This window comes from Enterobacter cloacae complex sp. 342H5 (genome assembly GCF_050030905.1).
Lineage (GTDB): Bacteria > Pseudomonadota > Gammaproteobacteria > Enterobacterales > Enterobacteriaceae > Enterobacter > Enterobacter intestinihominis.
This window is the reverse complement of sequence record NZ_JBLGVB010000001.1, coordinates 790,446-805,348: the sequence shown is the minus strand read 5'-3', so window position 1 is coordinate 805,348 and position 14,903 is coordinate 790,446. Positions and strand designations below refer to the sequence as shown.

The following is a 14,903-nucleotide window of genomic DNA, read 5'->3' as shown; positions in this document are numbered from 1 at the left end:
TAAAACAGGGAATCACACCCATGGGAAATAATATGAAGAAAAATCATTGCGGTTATTCATTAATCGCATTAGCAATGTTAGCGATGTCAGGTTCTGCTGCGGCAGCCGATCTCAATGTTAACTTCACTGCCAATATCCGCGAAACCACCTGCGATATGAAACTGGTCGGCGGTACGGGTTCAGATACGCAGCAAACGCTGACTATCGGTAATAACGGTCAGGTACGTTTAGATGATGTCAAAGCCGGAACGGCAAATGCCAATTTCAAAATTGTGCTCGTTGAATGCCCGGCGTCGCTGACCTCGTTAAAAACAACCGTAAAAGGAACCAAATCAGGTTATTTAGCTAGCGGCCTTGTTAACCAGATTGCAAAAACTAACGGTGGCGCTGATTACTCTGCGGCTGAAATCGCCAGAGCCGATGCACCAAATACTCCTTTTATCATTAACTCAACCCTGGATTCAGAGCGCCTGGTCTGGAGTCCGACAGAAATCCAGAATAAGGAAGTTGCTCTGGTGGCCACCTTACGTGAAACAAAAGAAAACAGCATGACCATTGGTGATTTTCAGGCCGTGGCGACCTTTGAATTTAGCTACGAGTGATTAGTGCAGGAAAACGGAGCAACATTATGAAATTCAATTCTACTTTTATCGCCCTGTCCGTTTCTGCTCTTCTGTTCTCGGGAATGGCAAGCGCAGCAATTACAGGCACCCCTAGTGTCGAATTAACGATTAAATCAAAAATTGTATCAGGCACATGTACCGCAAAAGTACTTAACGATGCAGGCACAGCCTCCACTGAAATTGCGTTCGGCGACGTATACAAATCCGATCTGGTGAACAAAACCCGTGTCGAGCCGCTCAAGATTAGTTTCACCAACTGTTCTGGAGTAACCAAGGCAACGGTGTCCGCTGCGAAAGGCGCTGGTGGTGAATGCAGTGGCGTCAACAAGACGGGTGATTCTTACTCTGGCGGCTTAGCAACGGGCTTTGAGATCTGGTCGGGTGTTGTCGATACTGGCGAGCTTATGAGCTGTAACACGCCTCCGGCTGCTAAGGATGTCACCATTACTGATGGTACCGGTGAATTCCCGATGAATTCCCGTATCGTTATCGGGCAAGGCCAAACCATTGCTGATGTAGGCGCGGGGGCGGTTACTGCGCCAGTCACGTTTACTATCGCTTATCCATAATACCAGGAACCAGTATGCAACAATCACCGTTTATTTTATACCAGCCCGGTCTTGTGTTGCTTATGGGCTTGGCTGGTGGCATCTTGCCTGGCGTAAGCCAGGCAAGCTCAGGATTAGACGTAAATATTACCGCTAACATTGTTAATAGCACCTGTAAGATGACCGTGGAAAATGACGGCGAAATTTATCTCCCCAATGCGATGCGCAGTTGGTTTTATAACCCGGATGGTAGCGATCGTTTTACTGCAACCGATGATGCAGGCGGTACGCCTTTTAAGATCCATGTAGATGATTGCTATGGAGACAGCGGTACGGCTAAAAAGCTGAGTTTTAGCTTTTCGCCGCAGTCGGGTTTCTGGCCAGGACAAAATCAGGTTTTCAAAAGTGATGATACCGCCGCAGGCGCGGCAAAAAATGTCGGCGTCGTCGTTTTCTCTGAAAAATATAAAAAGAATGTTTTAAACAACGACGGCACGTCAAAAATCACTTTTGACGTAAGCGGTCAGGATACTGCATTTTTAACGGATTATCAGTTCTATGCCCGATATCAAAATATTGGCGTAGTGGCTGGTGGTGTCGTTACCAGTAAAGTATTGGTTGACGTCACTTACGAATAATAATCAGAACAGGAAAAAGGATGAGAATGTTCAACTTTATAAGACAGGGTTTCAACGTGAAAGGCGCAATGACGTTTGCCATGGCGAGCGCGTTATTTACCCTCAGCCACTCCTGCTGGGCAGGGGAGTGCCAAATGAATAATGGAAAAGGCGGCACAACCACGCTGATCAATTCCGAATACTCAGGTGGCACCGTACGTCTTCCCCCTCCGGGTAACTACGCCAGTACTCTTTTTAACGTTAACCTGACACCGGGCATTCAGGCCAAATGTGGTGCAGGGGACGATGGTTTTAACCTCGTGTCACAAACAAACCCGACATTGCTGATGGGGAGCAGTTATGGCAGGGCTATGTTTGAAACAAATATTCCTGGGATTTATTATTCCGTAAGGGTCCACACCGCAGAAAGCGATGGAGGCATGGGTGGCTATTTCGCTATGAATACGACTGGCTGGACTACCGTTGCATCCTCCGGAAAGTCTGACCCCTGGGATGAAAAATGGATAAACACCTCAGTTCAAATTTATATTGATGAAGGTTACAGAGGCAACCCGAACAAAGAAACCTCAATCAGACCCAAACCCGGCACTCTGGGTAAAATGGGTATTGGTAATCCAAATGATAGTGACAACCAACCATGGACATTTGTGGTCAACGAGGACTCATTCCAGATCCCGATCGTTCTTCCAACCTGCGACATGGCCATGCTATCGGATGGGACTAATAATGTTAACCTGGGGGAATATTATGTTTCAGACATTAAAAACAATCGGGTTAAGGATATCCCTTTTTCCATTAGCTTAAGCAATTGTACCGGTGTGGCAAATATCACAACCAAACTCACCACCTCAAAGCTAACCGGAAAAAATAATGATCTTCTTGGTAATACGCTTTCGTCCGGAGCTGAAGGCGCAGGCGTGAAAATCATGTATAACGGAACCTCTCAACTTCTGCCGAATAATCCTGACTCATCCTATGTCATAACGGATTACCAAACCCCTGAATCCAAGCAAATTAATTATGTTGCTCAACTGGTAGCAAACGGAAACACAGTGAAACCGGGGTCGTTTAAAGCCACCGGCGTATTCACCCTTTCATACGACTAACCGCTATCCCTGCGGCTGATTACTGATCAGCCGCGACATCGTCTCCAGTGAATCCGTTCTTAAGATATACAAACGCTTCAACAGGAACGGATTATCCCCCGGCTTCACCTTCCCTTTCATCGTCGTCACTGCCAGATGAAAACCAGCGTCATTCGCTGCCTTTATCGCTTTATTGTCATAGCCGCCAAATGGATACGACACATACAATACGCGCGGGTTGAACTGAGCCAGTGCACGACGTGAGCGTTCAAAATCAAACAGGATCACGTGATAGCTACGGCTCAACAGGATGGGGTGTTTATAGCCATCCACGCGATGCAGGAAATGAGTGTGAGACTGAATGTCGAACACATCCTGGATGCCCTTGATTTCCTGAACGCTCATAAACTGTAGCGATTTTGGATCCCACTTCTGCGGATGGCCTTTGATTCGGGATGAAATTATAAACGCCGTCGCGTTGAAGCCATATTCTTTCAGCACCGGATACGCATAGCGGCTCACCGATTTGAGGCCATCATCAAAGGTGATCACCACCGCTTTCGCGGGCAGGTTCATCTTGTTACGCACGTACCCTTCAAGCTGGTACATCGTCAGCGTGGTGTAGCCCTGATCGCGTAACCATGCCATCTGATTATTAAACGCACGTACGCTGGTCGTCGTGGAGGTATGTCGAAAACGGGTGTTCTCTTCATCACGCAAAATATGATGGTAGGTCAGAACCGGTAGCCCGTTATCTTCCTGCGCATCCAGGCTGCTTACCCATGCCAGACGATTACCGATACGGATCTGGAACCAGGTCTGGTTCAGGCGGTCTTTCAGCTTATTCAGAATCGGATAGCGAAGATTAGCGCTTAAGGTGCCAAAGGGCGCGCTTCCGCTGCTGGGGGCGTTATACACCGGCGTGTCTTTCCAGGTAATGAGGTTTTGATTACTGAGCGGCTTGTTCAAGTCACCCAGGCTATCCTCAACGCGTTGTTTGCCCTGAACTTTTTCAAGGTGGTCTTTATCAATAAACCCCGTACCGAATCCGAAACGAAATTCATAGTAATCCGCCGCGGCCGGAAAGACAGCGAGGATCTGCCCGGCGCGGACATTCCCCACATTCACAACGGCATTTCCCACCTGCGCCCAGATGGCCGCATCTTCGGTGGTTTGCATATACTGAGCAGGAAGGCCTTGCTGGCTGGTCAGGCTGGCAGACGCACCACCGGAAACCACGAGCAGAAGGATAAAGATAACGCGCTTGAGCATGGAATATAAATCGACACAGAAAATCAGCCGCCATTGTAACAAAAGCGGCATCAATACCAATGTTTAATGCTTATACAGATCGTGAAGCAGAACAAAAGGCGGGTTCTTCTGCTGCTGGTGCCACAAGCTGCTCACGCCCGGCGAACCCTGCGCCACAATGGCGTGACGAAACTCAGCGCTGCTCAACGTTGCGCGCAGCGGATACATCGCTTCGAGTAAAGGCAGGCTGATACCGGAGATTACTTCACAGTTATCGTGCTTATGGCTCATTAGGGCAGCCGCACGGTATGGCGCCGCGCCGGATCTGTCAGTGAGAAAAATCACGCCATCGCCGGTGTCGGTTTCATGCAGCGCGTCACACATCATCCGGCTGAGCATATTGGTGCTCAGCCCTCGCCAGTAATTTACCGCACGACATTGCGCCAGGGGGCCAAATCGGGCCTCCAGCTTAAGCAGCATTTCCTGTGCCTCTTCATCGTGGCAGGTGATCACCCATCCCAGCATAACGTCTCTCCTTAGCAGGCGAGTAGTTTATCCAGGTGAAGGTTAGTTTACGGTGATAACTGTCAAAGAAAGTGCCCGGCAAACAGAACGTCGCCGGGCAGAAGGTTAGCTACGCAGCCCGCGTCCGCGCTGGATCAGATACCAGCACAGCAGATAGAATGCCACGATAAACACCACCAGCACCACAACGGTGGTGAACAGCGGGACATCGGCAATGCCGAGGAAGCCAAAGCGGAAGCCGCTGATCATGTAGACAATCGGGTTCAGGTGCGACAGCGCCTGCCAGAACGGCGGCAACAGCGTCAGGGAGTAAAACACCCCGCCCAGATAGGTCAGCGGCGTCAGCACGAAGGTCGGGATCAGGCTGATGTCATCAAACGTTTTAGCAAACACCGCGTTCAGCAGCCCGGCGAGGGAGAACAGGATCGCCGTCAGCAATAATGTGAGCGCCACGAACAGCCACGAATGCACCTGGAACGGGACGAAGAACAACGAAATCGCCGTCACCAGAATCCCCACGCACAGCCCGCGCGCTACGCCGCCGCCCACGTAACCGGCGATGATCACATGCGTTGGCACCGGGGCCACCAGCAGCTCTTCAATGTTGCGCTGGAACTTGGCGCTAAAGAACGACGACGCCACGTTCGCGTAAGCGTTGGTGATCACCGCCATCATGATCAGGCCCGGCACGATAAACTGCATATAGGTAAAACCGTGCATCTCACCAATGCGGGAGCCAATCAGGTTACCGAAAATGATGAAGTAGAGCGTCATGGTGATCACCGGCGGCACCAGGGTTTGCACCCAGATACGCATAAAGCGGTTAATCTCTTTTGCCCAGATGCTTTTCAGCGCGACCCAGTAAAGATGCGTCATGCCTTGTCTCCTTGTTTGTCGTGCACCAGAGAGACAAACAGCTCTTCCAGTCGGTTTGCTTTGTTACGCATGCTTAATACCTGAATGCCCTGCGCACTCAACTGTGAGAACACGCTGTTGATACCCTGCTCGCGCAGCACTTCTACCTCCAGCGTCGAGGTATCGACCAGGCGATAGTTGTAGCCCTCCAGTTTCGGCAGCGCGCTTTTCGCCGCCAGATCGAGGATAAAGGTCTCTGATTTGAGCTTGGAGAGCAGATTCTTCATCGAGGTGTTTTCCACCAGCTCACCGTGCTGAATAATGCCGATATTGCGGCACAGCATTTCCGCCTCTTCCAGGTAGTGCGTGGTCAGAATGATGGTGGTGCCTTTATCGTTCAGATCTTTCAGGAAACCCCACATGGAACGACGCAGTTCAATATCCACGCCAGCAGTCGGCTCATCAAGGATAAGCAGCTTTGGCTCGTGCATCAGCGCGCGGGCAATCATCAGGCGGCGCTTCATCCCCCCGGACAACATCCGCGCGCGTTCGTTACGCTTCTCCCACAGGTCGAGCTGTTTCAGATACTTTTCGCTGCGCTCAAGCGCCTCTTTGCGCTCAACGCCATAGTAACCCGCCTGGTTAACAACAATCTGCTGTACCGTCTCAAACGGGTTGAAGTTGAACTCCTGCGGCACCAGCCCCAGCTGACGCTTGGCGTTGACCACATCTTTTTGCAGATCGTAGCCAAACACGCTGACGCGGCCGGAGGTTTTGTTGACCAGCGAGCTGATGATCCCGATGGTGGTGGATTTCCCCGCCCCGTTCGGCCCCAGAAGCGCGTAGAAATCTCCCGCTTCGACTTTAAGATCTATCCCGCGCAGCGCCTGAACGCCCCCCGGGTAGGTTTTTTTGAGCTGTTCAAGCTCCAGTGCAATCGCCATGAATTCAACTTACCTTAAGTTCTGACACACGTTGTGTGGTTTCATTAAAAGTCGGGTTACCCTATAGTAGCGCAACGCAATCACTTGGTTACAGGTCGCTAACCTCCATGAACGACATAGATACACTCATCAGCAACAATGCACTATGGTCAAAAATGCTGGTGGAGGAAGACCCCGGATTTTTTGGAAAACTCGCGCAAGCGCAGAACCCGCGCTTTCTCTGGATTGGATGTTCTGACAGCCGTGTCCCCGCCGAACGTCTGACGGGTCTTGAACCTGGCGAACTGTTTGTTCACCGCAATGTGGCTAACCTGGTTATTCATACCGATCTCAACTGCCTTTCGGTTGTGCAGTACGCCGTTGACGTTCTTGAGGTTGAGCACATCATTATTTGTGGCCACTACGGCTGCGGCGGCGTGCAGGCGGCGGTCGAAAACACAGAGCTGGGGTTAATCGATAACTGGCTGCTGCACATTCGTGATATCTGGTTCAAACATAGCTCACTGCTGGGCGAAATGCCGCAGGAGCGCCGTCTCGACACGCTGTGTGAGCTGAACGTGATGGAGCAGGTCTATAACCTGGGCCACTCGACGATTATGCAGTCTGCCTGGAAACGCGGACAGAAGGTCTCCATCCACGGCTGGGCGTACGGTATTCACGACGGCCTGCTACGCAATCTGGAAGTGACCGCCACCAACCGCGAAACGCTGGAACAGCGTTACCGCTCGGGAATTGCCAACCTCAAGCTTAAGCACGTTAACCATAAATAACAAAGCCGGGGGTTTTCACCCTCTCCCTGTGGGAGAGGGCTGGGGTGAGGGCATCAGCCCGCAATTATTCGTCCAGAATCACTACTTTCCCAACATACGGCAGATGGCGATAACGCTGCGCGTAATCAATGCCGTAACCCACCACGAATTCGTCCGGGATGGAGAAACCAACGAACTCCACCGGCACCTGCACTTCACGGCGCTCAGGCTTATCCAGCAGAGTACAAATCGCCAGTGATTTTGGTTCACGCAGGCTCAGGATCTCACGCACTTTAGAGAGCGTGTTACCGGAGTCGATGATGTCCTCAACAATCAACACATCTTTGCCACGAATATCTTCATCCAGATCTTTCAGGATTTTCACATCACGGGTTGTGGACATGCCGCTGCCGTAACTGGAGGCGGTCATAAAATCGACCTCGTGCGGCACCTGCACTTCACGGCACAGGTCTGCCATGAACATGAAAGAACCACGCAACAGACCGACCAGCACCATTTCGCTGCCGCTGTCCTTGTAATGTTCGGTGATTTGACGACCCAGTTCGGCGATACGCGCTTTGATCTCGGCTTCCGGGATCATCACTTCAACAGTATGTTTCATATTACTAACCAAATGATTTTAGTGAAAATCTCTCAATGCGGATGACTCTCGCTCCGGCATCGATACGCAAGCCAGCCATTATACCAGTAAATGGATTGCCCTGGCGTATGAGTTATAAAAAGCAATATTTGTGATTCCGATCACAGTTGTTAATACCTATAATTAATTGCTAGCAAATAATTAACAAAACTGACGAGTACTTTTCTATGGCTGAAACAAAAACTAAACAGCCGCGTCTACTGGTGACATTAACAGCCGCGTTTGCCGCATTCTGCGCGCTGTATTTGTTAATCGGTGGCGTATGGCTGGTCGCGATTGGCGGCTCCTGGTACTACCCGATTGCGGGTCTGGTTATGGTTGGCGTAACCGTCCTGCTTTTACGCAGAAAACAATCTGCTCTGTGGCTGTACGCAGCGTTACTGCTCGCAACCATGATCTGGGGCGTCTGGGAAGTCGGGTTCGACTTCTGGGCGTTGACGCCGCGCAGCGACATTCTGGTCTTCTTCGGTATCTGGCTGATCCTGCCGTTTGTCTGGCGTCGTCTGAACGTCCCTTCCAGTGGTGCTGTAGCCGGTCTGGTCGTTGCCCTGCTGATTAGTGGCGGCATCCTGACCTGGGCCGGATTCAACGACCCGCAGGAGATCCACGGTACGCTGAACACTGAATCCACACCGGCTGCGGCTATTTCGCAGGTGGCTGACGGCGACTGGCCAGCCTATGGTCGTAATCAGGAAGGTCAACGTTACTCCCCGCTGAAGCAGATCAACGCGGACAACGTGAAAAACCTGAAGGAAGCCTGGGTATTCCGTACCGGCGACCTGAAAATGCCGAACGATCCGGGTGAGCTGACCAACGAAGTGACCCCGATTAAAGTGGGCAACATGCTCTACCTGTGTACGGCGCACCAGCGTCTGTTCGCGCTCGACGCGGCCACCGGTAAAGAGAAATGGCACTTTGATCCACAGCTGAACTCCAACCCGTCGTTCCAGCACATCACCTGCCGCGGCGTCTCTTACCACGAAGCGCGCGCTGATAATGCCAGCCCGGAAGTCATTGCCGACTGTCCTCGCCGCATTATGCTGCCGGTGAACGATGGCCGCCTGTTTGCCATCAACGCTGAGACCGGTAAGCTGTGCGAAACCTTCGCTAACAAAGGCATTCTGAATCTTCAGACCAACATGCCGGACACTACGCCGGGTCTGTATGAGCCGACCTCCCCGCCAATCATTACCGATAAAACCATCGTGATTGCCGGTTCGGTAACGGATAACTTCTCTACCCGCGAAACCTCCGGCGTTATCCGTGGTTTCGACGTGAACACCGGAAAACTGCTGTGGGCCTTCGACCCGGGCGCGAAAGATCCCAACGCGATCCCATCGGATGAACACACCTTTACCTTTAACTCACCGAACTCCTGGGCACCGGCAGCGTATGACGCGAAGCTGGACCTGGTTTACCTGCCGATGGGCGTGACCACGCCGGATATCTGGGGCGGTAACCGTACGCCGGAGCAGGAACGTTACGCCAGCTCCATCGTGGCGCTGAACGCAACGACCGGTAAACTGGCATGGAGCTACCAGACCGTTCACCACGATCTGTGGGATATGGATATGCCGTCCCAGCCGACGCTGGCGGACATTACCGTTAACGGTAAAACCGTTCCGGTGATTTACGCCCCGGCCAAAACCGGCAACATCTTCGTGCTGGATCGCAGCAACGGTAAGCTGGTTGTTCCTGCGCCGGAAAAACCGGTTCCGCAGGGTGCGGCCAAAGGCGACTACGTCACCAAAACGCAGCCGTTCTCTGATCTGAGTTTCCGTCCGGAGAAAGACCTCAGCGGTGCAGACATGTGGGGTGCCACGATGTTTGACCAGCTGGTATGCCGCGTGATGTTCCACCAGCTGCGCTATGAAGGCATCTTCACGCCGCCGTCAGAGCAGGGCACGCTGGTCTTCCCGGGTAACCTGGGGATGTTCGAGTGGGGTGGGATCTCCGTTGACCCTAACCGTCAGGTCGCCATCGCTAACCCAATGGCGCTGCCGTTCGTTTCCCGTCTGATCCCACGCGGTCCGGGTAACCCAATGGAGCAGCCTAAAGATGCGAAAGGCAGCGGTACCGAAGCCGGTATCCAGCCGCAGTATGGCGTTCCTTATGGTGTGACCCTGAATCCGTTCCTTTCTCCGTTCGGTCTGCCGTGTAAACAGCCTGCCTGGGGTTACATCTCCGGTCTGGATCTGAAGACCAACAAGATCGTCTGGAAGAAACGTATTGGTACGCCACAGGACAGCATGCCGTTCCCGATGCCTGTTCCAGTGCCGTTCAATATGGGTATGCCAATGCTGGGTGGCCCAATCTCCACCGCCGGTAACGTGCTGTTCATCGCGGCAACCGCAGATAACTACCTGCGCGCGTACAACATGACCAACGGTGAAAAACTGTGGCAAGGCCGTCTGCCAGCCGGTGGACAGGCTACGCCGATGACCTATGAAGTGAATGGCAAGCAGTACGTTGTCATCTCCGCAGGTGGTCACGGTTCGTTTGGCACGAAGATGGGCGACTATATTGTCGCGTATGCACTGCCTGACGACGCTAAGTAATGAAAAAGCCCGGTGGCGCTAACGCATACCGGGCTTTCGGGTGTCCTATGTAGGCCGGGTAAGGCGAAGCCGCCACCCGGCTTTTTTTATACGGTAAAGCCCAGCATCATCCCCGTATCTTCATGCTCCAGCAGATGGCAGTGGGCCATATAGGCAAACTCTTTCGGCGCTTCGTGGTCGAACTTCACCAGCACCTCGCTGACACCGCCTTCCACCCTCACCGTATCTTTCCAGCCCCGGCGATGCGCGTCCGGCGCTTTACCGTTCTCAGAGAGAATACGGAACTGCGTGCCGTGGATATGGAACGGGTGCAGCATCATGTCGCCTTCGCCTGAAATCACCCAGCGTTCAAACTGCCCTTTCGTGGCGGCGAACATGGGCGTGTTCATATCGAACGCTTTGCCGTTGATGCGGTTGGCGTTGTGGAAATCGAAACCATGGCCGCCGTGATCCATGCCGCCCATTTTACCGTGGTCCATATTCATATGGCCCATCATCTGGCCGTGGTGCATTCCCGCCATGGCCTGATTGCCGTACTTCTTCATCAGCGCCTGCATGCCCATCATGTCGAGCATCGGGTCCATGGAGAGCTGAAGTTTACGCTGCGTAAGCCCGTCCAGCGACGGGAGTGCGGGTAGCGTGGTGAGGGCGTCCGGCAGCGTACCGGAAGCGGCGATCTGTAGCGGCTGAATGCGCAGGACCGGATGGGGTTTATCAAACGGCGCAACGGCCATCCCCATCTGGCTGACCGGCAGGGTCACCAGGTCAAACGCTTTGCCATCGCTGATATCCACCAGCACCTCGAAGCGCTCGCCCATCAGCATCGGCAGCTCGCTCACCTTCACCGGTTCCGGCAGCAGGCCGCCGTCGCTTGCCACCACATACAGCGGGCGTTTATCGCTGGTGGCGAAGTTCAGCGAGCGGGCGTTACAGCCATTTAGCAGGCGTAAACGCAGCCAGCCTTTTGGCGCGGCATGCTGCGGGTAGATTGCGCCGTTGGTCAGCAGCGTATCGCCAAACCAGCCTACCGCCGCGCTCATTACGTCCAGCTGATAGTCAATTTGCCCGTCAGCGCTGAATTTTTTGTCCTGCACAATCACCGGGACATCGTCGATCCCCCACTGTTTTGGCAGGCGCAGCAGGCGGCTTTCATCGTCTTCAATCAGCACCAGACCGGCCAGCCCCATCGCCACCTGATGGCCCGTTTTGCCATGCTGATGCGGGTGGAACCAGCAGGTCGCCGCACGCTGGTCAGGAGTAAAGGTGACGCTGCGTTTACCACCAGGCCTGATGACGCCCTGAGGCCCCCCATCCACTTCGCCCGGGACTTCCAGCCCATGCCAGTGCAGCGTGGTCTCTTGCGCTAACGTGTTATGAATGTCTACCGTCACCGCCTTCCCTTTGCGTAACTGCAACGCAGGGCCGAGCAAATTGCCGTTATAACCCCACGTCGTGGCGGCGTGCTGACCGAACGTGGTTTTACCGGCCTGCACCACAAGCTGAATGCGGCTGCGGGCATCTGCGGCGAGTAATTCAGGTATGGGTAAAGCAGGTCTGTCGGCGGCAAAAACGGCGCGGCTCCAGAGCGGTAACGCGCTGGCAACCCCCAGCGCGGCAGAAAATTTTAAAAAATCACGACGTTGCATGTGCATTTCCTTATTTCCAGCAGGCGATCTTTTGAGCATAAACCCTCCCCTTACCGGAAGGTCAAGCACGGCGGCAATAATAAAGATCGTCGGCCTGGCATCAAGTATGCTAACGTTAATTTTCCGTGATGCAGTGGTAAAGGCAATGAAGACGTTTTTCAGAACAATTTTGTTCGCCAGCCTGATGGCGATGTGTGCGAACAGTTACGCGCTAAGTGAAAACGAAGCGGAAGATATGGCCGATCTGACGGCAGTTTTTGTTTTTCTGAAAAACGATTGTGGTTACCAGAATTTACCCAATGGGCAAATTCGTCGCGCACTGGTCTTTTTTGCCCAGCAGAACCAATGGGACCTCAGCAACTACGACAGCTTCGACATGAAGGCGCTCGGTGAAGACAGCTACCGTGATTTAAGCGGTATTGGCATTCCCACTGCTAAAAAATGCAAAGCGCTGGCTCGCGATTCACTCAGCCTGCTCGCCTACGTGAAGTAACCTTTCCGACGCCCCTTGTTGACCCGCTAACCGCTTCACGGCGGTGTTGTGTTGCGCCCATCTGCCGGATGTAATGGATGTTAACGAAGGAGGTGCTCCCCATGACCGAAAAAACGGTATGGCAAGAAACGCTGCATGACCAGTTTGGTCAGTATTTTGCCGTGGATAACGTGCTCTATCATGAGAAAACCGATCATCAGGATCTGATAATCTTCGAAAACGCCGCCTTTGGCCGCGTAATGGCGCTGGACGGCGTGGTGCAAACCACCGAGCGCGACGAGTTTATCTATCACGAAATGATGACCCACGTCCCGCTGCTGGCCCACGGCCACGCGAAGGACGTGCTGATTATCGGCGGCGGCGACGGCGCGATGCTGCGTGAAGTCTCTCGCCATCAGAATGTCGAAACCATCACCATGGTGGAAATCGACGCCGGTGTGGTGTCGTTCTGCCGCCAGTATCTGCCCAACCACAATGCTGGCAGCTATGACGATCCGCGGTTTAATCTGGTTATCGACGATGGCGTCAATTTTGTTAACCAGACCACGCAAACGTTTGATGTCATTATCTCTGACTGTACCGACCCTATCGGCCCCGGCGCGTCGCTGTTTACCTCGTCGTTTTACGAAGGCTGCAAGCGCTGCCTGAAGCCTGGCGGGATTTTTGTGGCGCAAAACGGCGTTTGCTTCCTGCAACAGGATGAAGCGCTTGATAGCCACCGTAAGCTGAGCACCTATTTTGCTGACGTCAGCTTCTACCAGGCGGCGATCCCCACTTACTACGGCGGGATCATGACCTTTGCCTGGGCGACGGATAACGACGTCCTGCGCCATCTCTCCACCGAAATTATCCAGGCCCGCTTCCACCAGGCCGGACTCAAATGCCGATACTACAACCCGGCGATCCACACCGCAGCCTTTGCGTTGCCTCAATATCTGCAAGACGCGCTGTCCTCAAAGGAGGTGAACTAATTGAAAAAGCTAAAACTGCATGGCTTTAACAATCTGACCAAAAGCCTGAGTTTTTGTATTTACGATATCTGCTACGCCAAAACAGCAGAAGAGCGCGATGGTTATATCGCCTATATCGATGAACTCTACAACGCCAACCGTCTGACCGAGATCCTGACAGAGACCTGCTCGATTATCGGCGCCAACATCCTGAATATCGCGCGCCAGGATTACGAGCCGCAGGGAGCAAGCGTCACCATTCTGGTCAGTGAAGAGCCGGTTGACCCGCAGCTTATCGACAAAACCGAGCACCCCGGCCCACTGCCAGAAGTGGTTGTCGCCCACCTGGATAAAAGCCATATCTGCGTGCACACCTACCCGGAAAGCCACCCGGAAGGCGGACTGTGTACCTTCCGCGCGGATATCGAGGTGTCGACCTGCGGCGTGATTTCACCGCTGAATGCGTTGAATTATTTAATCCACCAGCTGGAATCCGATATCGTCACTATTGATTATCGCGTACGCGGTTTTACCCGTGATATCAACGGCATGAAGCACTTCATCGATCATGAGATCAACTCCATTCAGAACTTCATGTCCGACGACATGAAATCGCTGTACGACATGATGGATGTGAACGTCTATCAGGAGAATATCTTCCACACCAAAATGTTACTTAAGGAATTCGACCTTAAGCACTACATGTTCCACACGAAGCCGGAAGATTTAAGCGAAGAAGAGCGTAAGGTCATTACCGACCTGCTCTGGAAAGAGATGCGCGAAATTTACTACGGCCGTAACATTCCGACCGTGTAATCGTGGCCCGAAGCAGGGACGCTTCGGGGAGTTACTTCTGTTTCATAAAGTCGCGGTAGGCGTTCACCACTTTCAGGAAATCTTCCACACCGCACAGCGACAGGCTCTCTTCGTCGTAGTAGCTCATCCCCTCTTCCATCTCATCACCCGAGAACTCAAGCTGGTTGGCACGCACCATCACCTCTTCGCCATCCATCCACAGGGTGTATTCGTGCCCGGCGCGTTGCCAGGAGCGTTCACTGCCTTTCACCGTTTCCGCTGCCTGTTCGACTTCATCCAGCAGCGCGAGGTTCTCTTTCACCTCTTCGTTAAACCAGTGTCCAACGGCTTCGTGCCCCATCGACATTCGCACTTTCACCACGCCGGTGATGTCGCGCAAAAATTCGTAATCCATAGCGTTTTCCTCTGCAAAGCCATTAGGGTAATTATCGCAGCAGAGAGGAAGAAAAAAAGCGGGAGAGGTGGGAGGAATGAAAATAAAAAAAATACCCCTCACCCTGGCCCTCCCCCAAAGGGAGAGGGAATAAAAAATCCCCCTCGCCCCTTGGGGAGAGGGGTTAG

16 protein-coding genes are annotated in these 14,903 nt (G+C 53.0%); 9 read left to right on the top strand and 7 right to left on the bottom strand.

The features are described from left to right. The first annotated feature begins 32 nt into the window (after window positions 1–32). From ACQG03_RS03880 to ACQG03_RS03865, 4 genes are read left to right on the top strand one after another with little or no spacing between them, the layout of a single operon-like run. On the top strand, window positions 33–602 hold the full coding sequence (locus ACQG03_RS03880) for a fimbrial protein (protein WP_032625598.1): 570 nt from the start codon (window positions 33–35) through the stop codon (window positions 600–602). Between the two features lie 26 nt (window positions 603–628). After that, window positions 629–1,192, top strand: a complete 564-nt coding sequence (locus tag ACQG03_RS03875; protein WP_023299346.1) for a hypothetical protein — start codon at window positions 629–631, stop codon at window positions 1,190–1,192. 14 nt (window positions 1,193–1,206) lie between these two features. Then, entirely contained in the window at window positions 1,207–1,809 is a 603-nt protein-coding gene (locus ACQG03_RS03870; RefSeq protein WP_038415358.1) for a fimbrial-like protein, read from the top strand. Window positions 1,810–1,829: 20 nt separating this feature from the next. Then, window positions 1,830–2,915, top strand: coding sequence for a fimbrial protein (locus ACQG03_RS03865; protein WP_063163126.1), 1,086 nt, complete (start codon window positions 1,830–1,832; stop codon window positions 2,913–2,915). A 3-nt stretch (window positions 2,916–2,918) separates the two neighbouring features. Here ACQG03_RS03865 and ACQG03_RS03860 read toward each other — a convergent pair whose 3' ends face one another. From ACQG03_RS03860 to ACQG03_RS03845, 4 genes are all read right to left on the bottom strand, one after another. Further along, window positions 2,919–4,166 (bottom strand): polysaccharide deacetylase family protein, encoded by a 1,248-nt coding sequence (locus tag ACQG03_RS03860; RefSeq protein WP_032670914.1) that lies wholly within the window; start codon window positions 4,164–4,166, stop codon window positions 2,919–2,921. A gap of 63 nt (window positions 4,167–4,229) precedes the next feature. Continuing rightward, the gene (locus ACQG03_RS03855) at window positions 4,230–4,670 is read right to left on the bottom strand and encodes a PTS sugar transporter subunit IIA (protein WP_022647075.1); all 441 of its coding nucleotides are present in this window, start codon (window positions 4,668–4,670) and stop codon (window positions 4,230–4,232) included. 105 nt (window positions 4,671–4,775) lie between these two features. After that, a complete protein-coding gene (locus ACQG03_RS03850) occupies window positions 4,776–5,546 on the bottom strand; it encodes an ABC transporter permease (protein WP_022647074.1) in 771 nt (256 codons plus the stop codon). Continuing rightward, window positions 5,543–6,469, bottom strand: a complete 927-nt coding sequence (locus ACQG03_RS03845; protein ID WP_003856300.1) for an ABC transporter ATP-binding protein — start codon at window positions 6,467–6,469, stop codon at window positions 5,543–5,545. Before ACQG03_RS03845 ends, ACQG03_RS03850 begins: the two co-directional genes overlap by 4 nt. 107 nt (window positions 6,470–6,576) lie before the next feature. Here ACQG03_RS03845 and can point away from each other — a divergent pair, with 107 nt between their 5' ends. After that, window positions 6,577–7,239: a carbonate dehydratase gene (gene can, locus ACQG03_RS03840; protein ID WP_003856301.1), complete on the top strand. Its 663-nt coding sequence runs from the start codon at window positions 6,577–6,579 to the stop codon at window positions 7,237–7,239. A gap of 64 nt (window positions 7,240–7,303) precedes the next feature. Here can and hpt read toward each other — a convergent pair whose 3' ends face one another. Further along, window positions 7,304–7,840, bottom strand: coding sequence for a hypoxanthine phosphoribosyltransferase (gene hpt / locus ACQG03_RS03835; protein WP_003856303.1), 537 nt, complete (start codon window positions 7,838–7,840; stop codon window positions 7,304–7,306). Window positions 7,841–8,046: 206 nt separating this feature from the next. On the opposite strand from hpt, the gene ACQG03_RS03830 reads away from it, so the two are divergent. After that, a complete protein-coding gene (locus tag ACQG03_RS03830; RefSeq protein ID WP_063163127.1) occupies window positions 8,047–10,437 on the top strand; it encodes a glucose/quinate/shikimate family membrane-bound PQQ-dependent dehydrogenase in 2,391 nt (796 codons plus the stop codon). 86 nt (window positions 10,438–10,523) lie between these two features. Here the strand turns inward: ACQG03_RS03830 and cueO are convergent, their stop codons facing one another. Then, window positions 10,524–12,083 carry a multicopper oxidase CueO gene (gene cueO / locus ACQG03_RS03825; protein WP_032625523.1) on the bottom strand — a complete coding sequence of 520 codons (1,560 nt, stop codon included), beginning with the start codon at window positions 12,081–12,083 and terminating at the stop codon, window positions 10,524–10,526. Window positions 12,084–12,228: 145 nt separating this feature from the next. Here cueO and ACQG03_RS03820 point away from each other — a divergent pair, with 145 nt between their 5' ends. The 3 genes from ACQG03_RS03820 (at window position 12,229) to speD (ending at window position 14,342) form a co-directional block, all read left to right on the top strand. Continuing rightward, window positions 12,229–12,576 (top strand): YacC family pilotin-like protein, encoded by a 348-nt coding sequence (locus tag ACQG03_RS03820; protein WP_003856306.1) that lies wholly within the window; start codon window positions 12,229–12,231, stop codon window positions 12,574–12,576. 101 nt (window positions 12,577–12,677) lie between these two features. Continuing rightward, window positions 12,678–13,547, top strand: coding sequence for a polyamine aminopropyltransferase (speE, locus tag ACQG03_RS03815; protein ID WP_022647071.1), 870 nt, complete (start codon window positions 12,678–12,680; stop codon window positions 13,545–13,547). Beyond that, on the top strand, window positions 13,548–14,342 hold the full coding sequence (gene speD, locus ACQG03_RS03810; RefSeq protein WP_022647070.1) for an adenosylmethionine decarboxylase: 795 nt from the start codon (window positions 13,548–13,550) through the stop codon (window positions 14,340–14,342). A gap of 31 nt (window positions 14,343–14,373) precedes the next feature. On the opposite strand, the gene yacL is transcribed toward speD, so the two are convergent. Beyond that, a complete protein-coding gene (yacL, locus tag ACQG03_RS03805) occupies window positions 14,374–14,736 on the bottom strand; it encodes a protein YacL (protein WP_022647069.1) in 363 nt (120 codons plus the stop codon). Window positions 14,737–14,903 lie beyond the last annotated feature (167 nt).

Excerpts from the sequence above, each read along its gene's own strand:
- cueO (WP_032625523.1), bottom strand. The coding sequence starts at position 12,083 with ATGCAACGTCGTGATTTTTTAAAATTTTCTGCCGCGCTGGGGGTTGCC.
- ACQG03_RS03880 (WP_032625598.1), top strand. The coding sequence starts at position 33 with ATGAAGAAAAATCATTGCGGTTATTCATTAATCGCATTAGCAATGTTA.
- ACQG03_RS03875 (WP_023299346.1), top strand. The coding sequence starts at position 629 with ATGAAATTCAATTCTACTTTTATCGCCCTGTCCGTTTCTGCTCTTCTG.
- ACQG03_RS03860 (WP_032670914.1), bottom strand. The coding sequence starts at position 4,166 with ATGCTCAAGCGCGTTATCTTTATCCTTCTGCTCGTGGTTTCCGGTGGT.
- ACQG03_RS03870 (WP_038415358.1), top strand. The coding sequence starts at position 1,207 with ATGCAACAATCACCGTTTATTTTATACCAGCCCGGTCTTGTGTTGCTT.
- ACQG03_RS03855 (WP_022647075.1), bottom strand. The coding sequence starts at position 4,670 with ATGCTGGGATGGGTGATCACCTGCCACGATGAAGAGGCACAGGAAATG.
- speE (WP_022647071.1), top strand. The coding sequence starts at position 12,678 with ATGACCGAAAAAACGGTATGGCAAGAAACGCTGCATGACCAGTTTGGT.
- ACQG03_RS03850 (WP_022647074.1), bottom strand. The coding sequence starts at position 5,546 with ATGACGCATCTTTACTGGGTCGCGCTGAAAAGCATCTGGGCAAAAGAG.
- hpt (WP_003856303.1), bottom strand. The coding sequence starts at position 7,840 with ATGAAACATACTGTTGAAGTGATGATCCCGGAAGCCGAGATCAAAGCG.
- ACQG03_RS03830 (WP_063163127.1), top strand. The coding sequence starts at position 8,047 with ATGGCTGAAACAAAAACTAAACAGCCGCGTCTACTGGTGACATTAACA.
- ACQG03_RS03820 (WP_003856306.1), top strand. The coding sequence starts at position 12,229 with ATGAAGACGTTTTTCAGAACAATTTTGTTCGCCAGCCTGATGGCGATG.
- yacL (WP_022647069.1), bottom strand. The coding sequence starts at position 14,736 with ATGGATTACGAATTTTTGCGCGACATCACCGGCGTGGTGAAAGTGCGA.
- can (WP_003856301.1), top strand. The coding sequence starts at position 6,577 with ATGAACGACATAGATACACTCATCAGCAACAATGCACTATGGTCAAAA.
- ACQG03_RS03845 (WP_003856300.1), bottom strand. The coding sequence starts at position 6,469 with ATGGCGATTGCACTGGAGCTTGAACAGCTCAAAAAAACCTACCCGGGG.
- ACQG03_RS03865 (WP_063163126.1), top strand. The coding sequence starts at position 1,830 with ATGAGAATGTTCAACTTTATAAGACAGGGTTTCAACGTGAAAGGCGCA.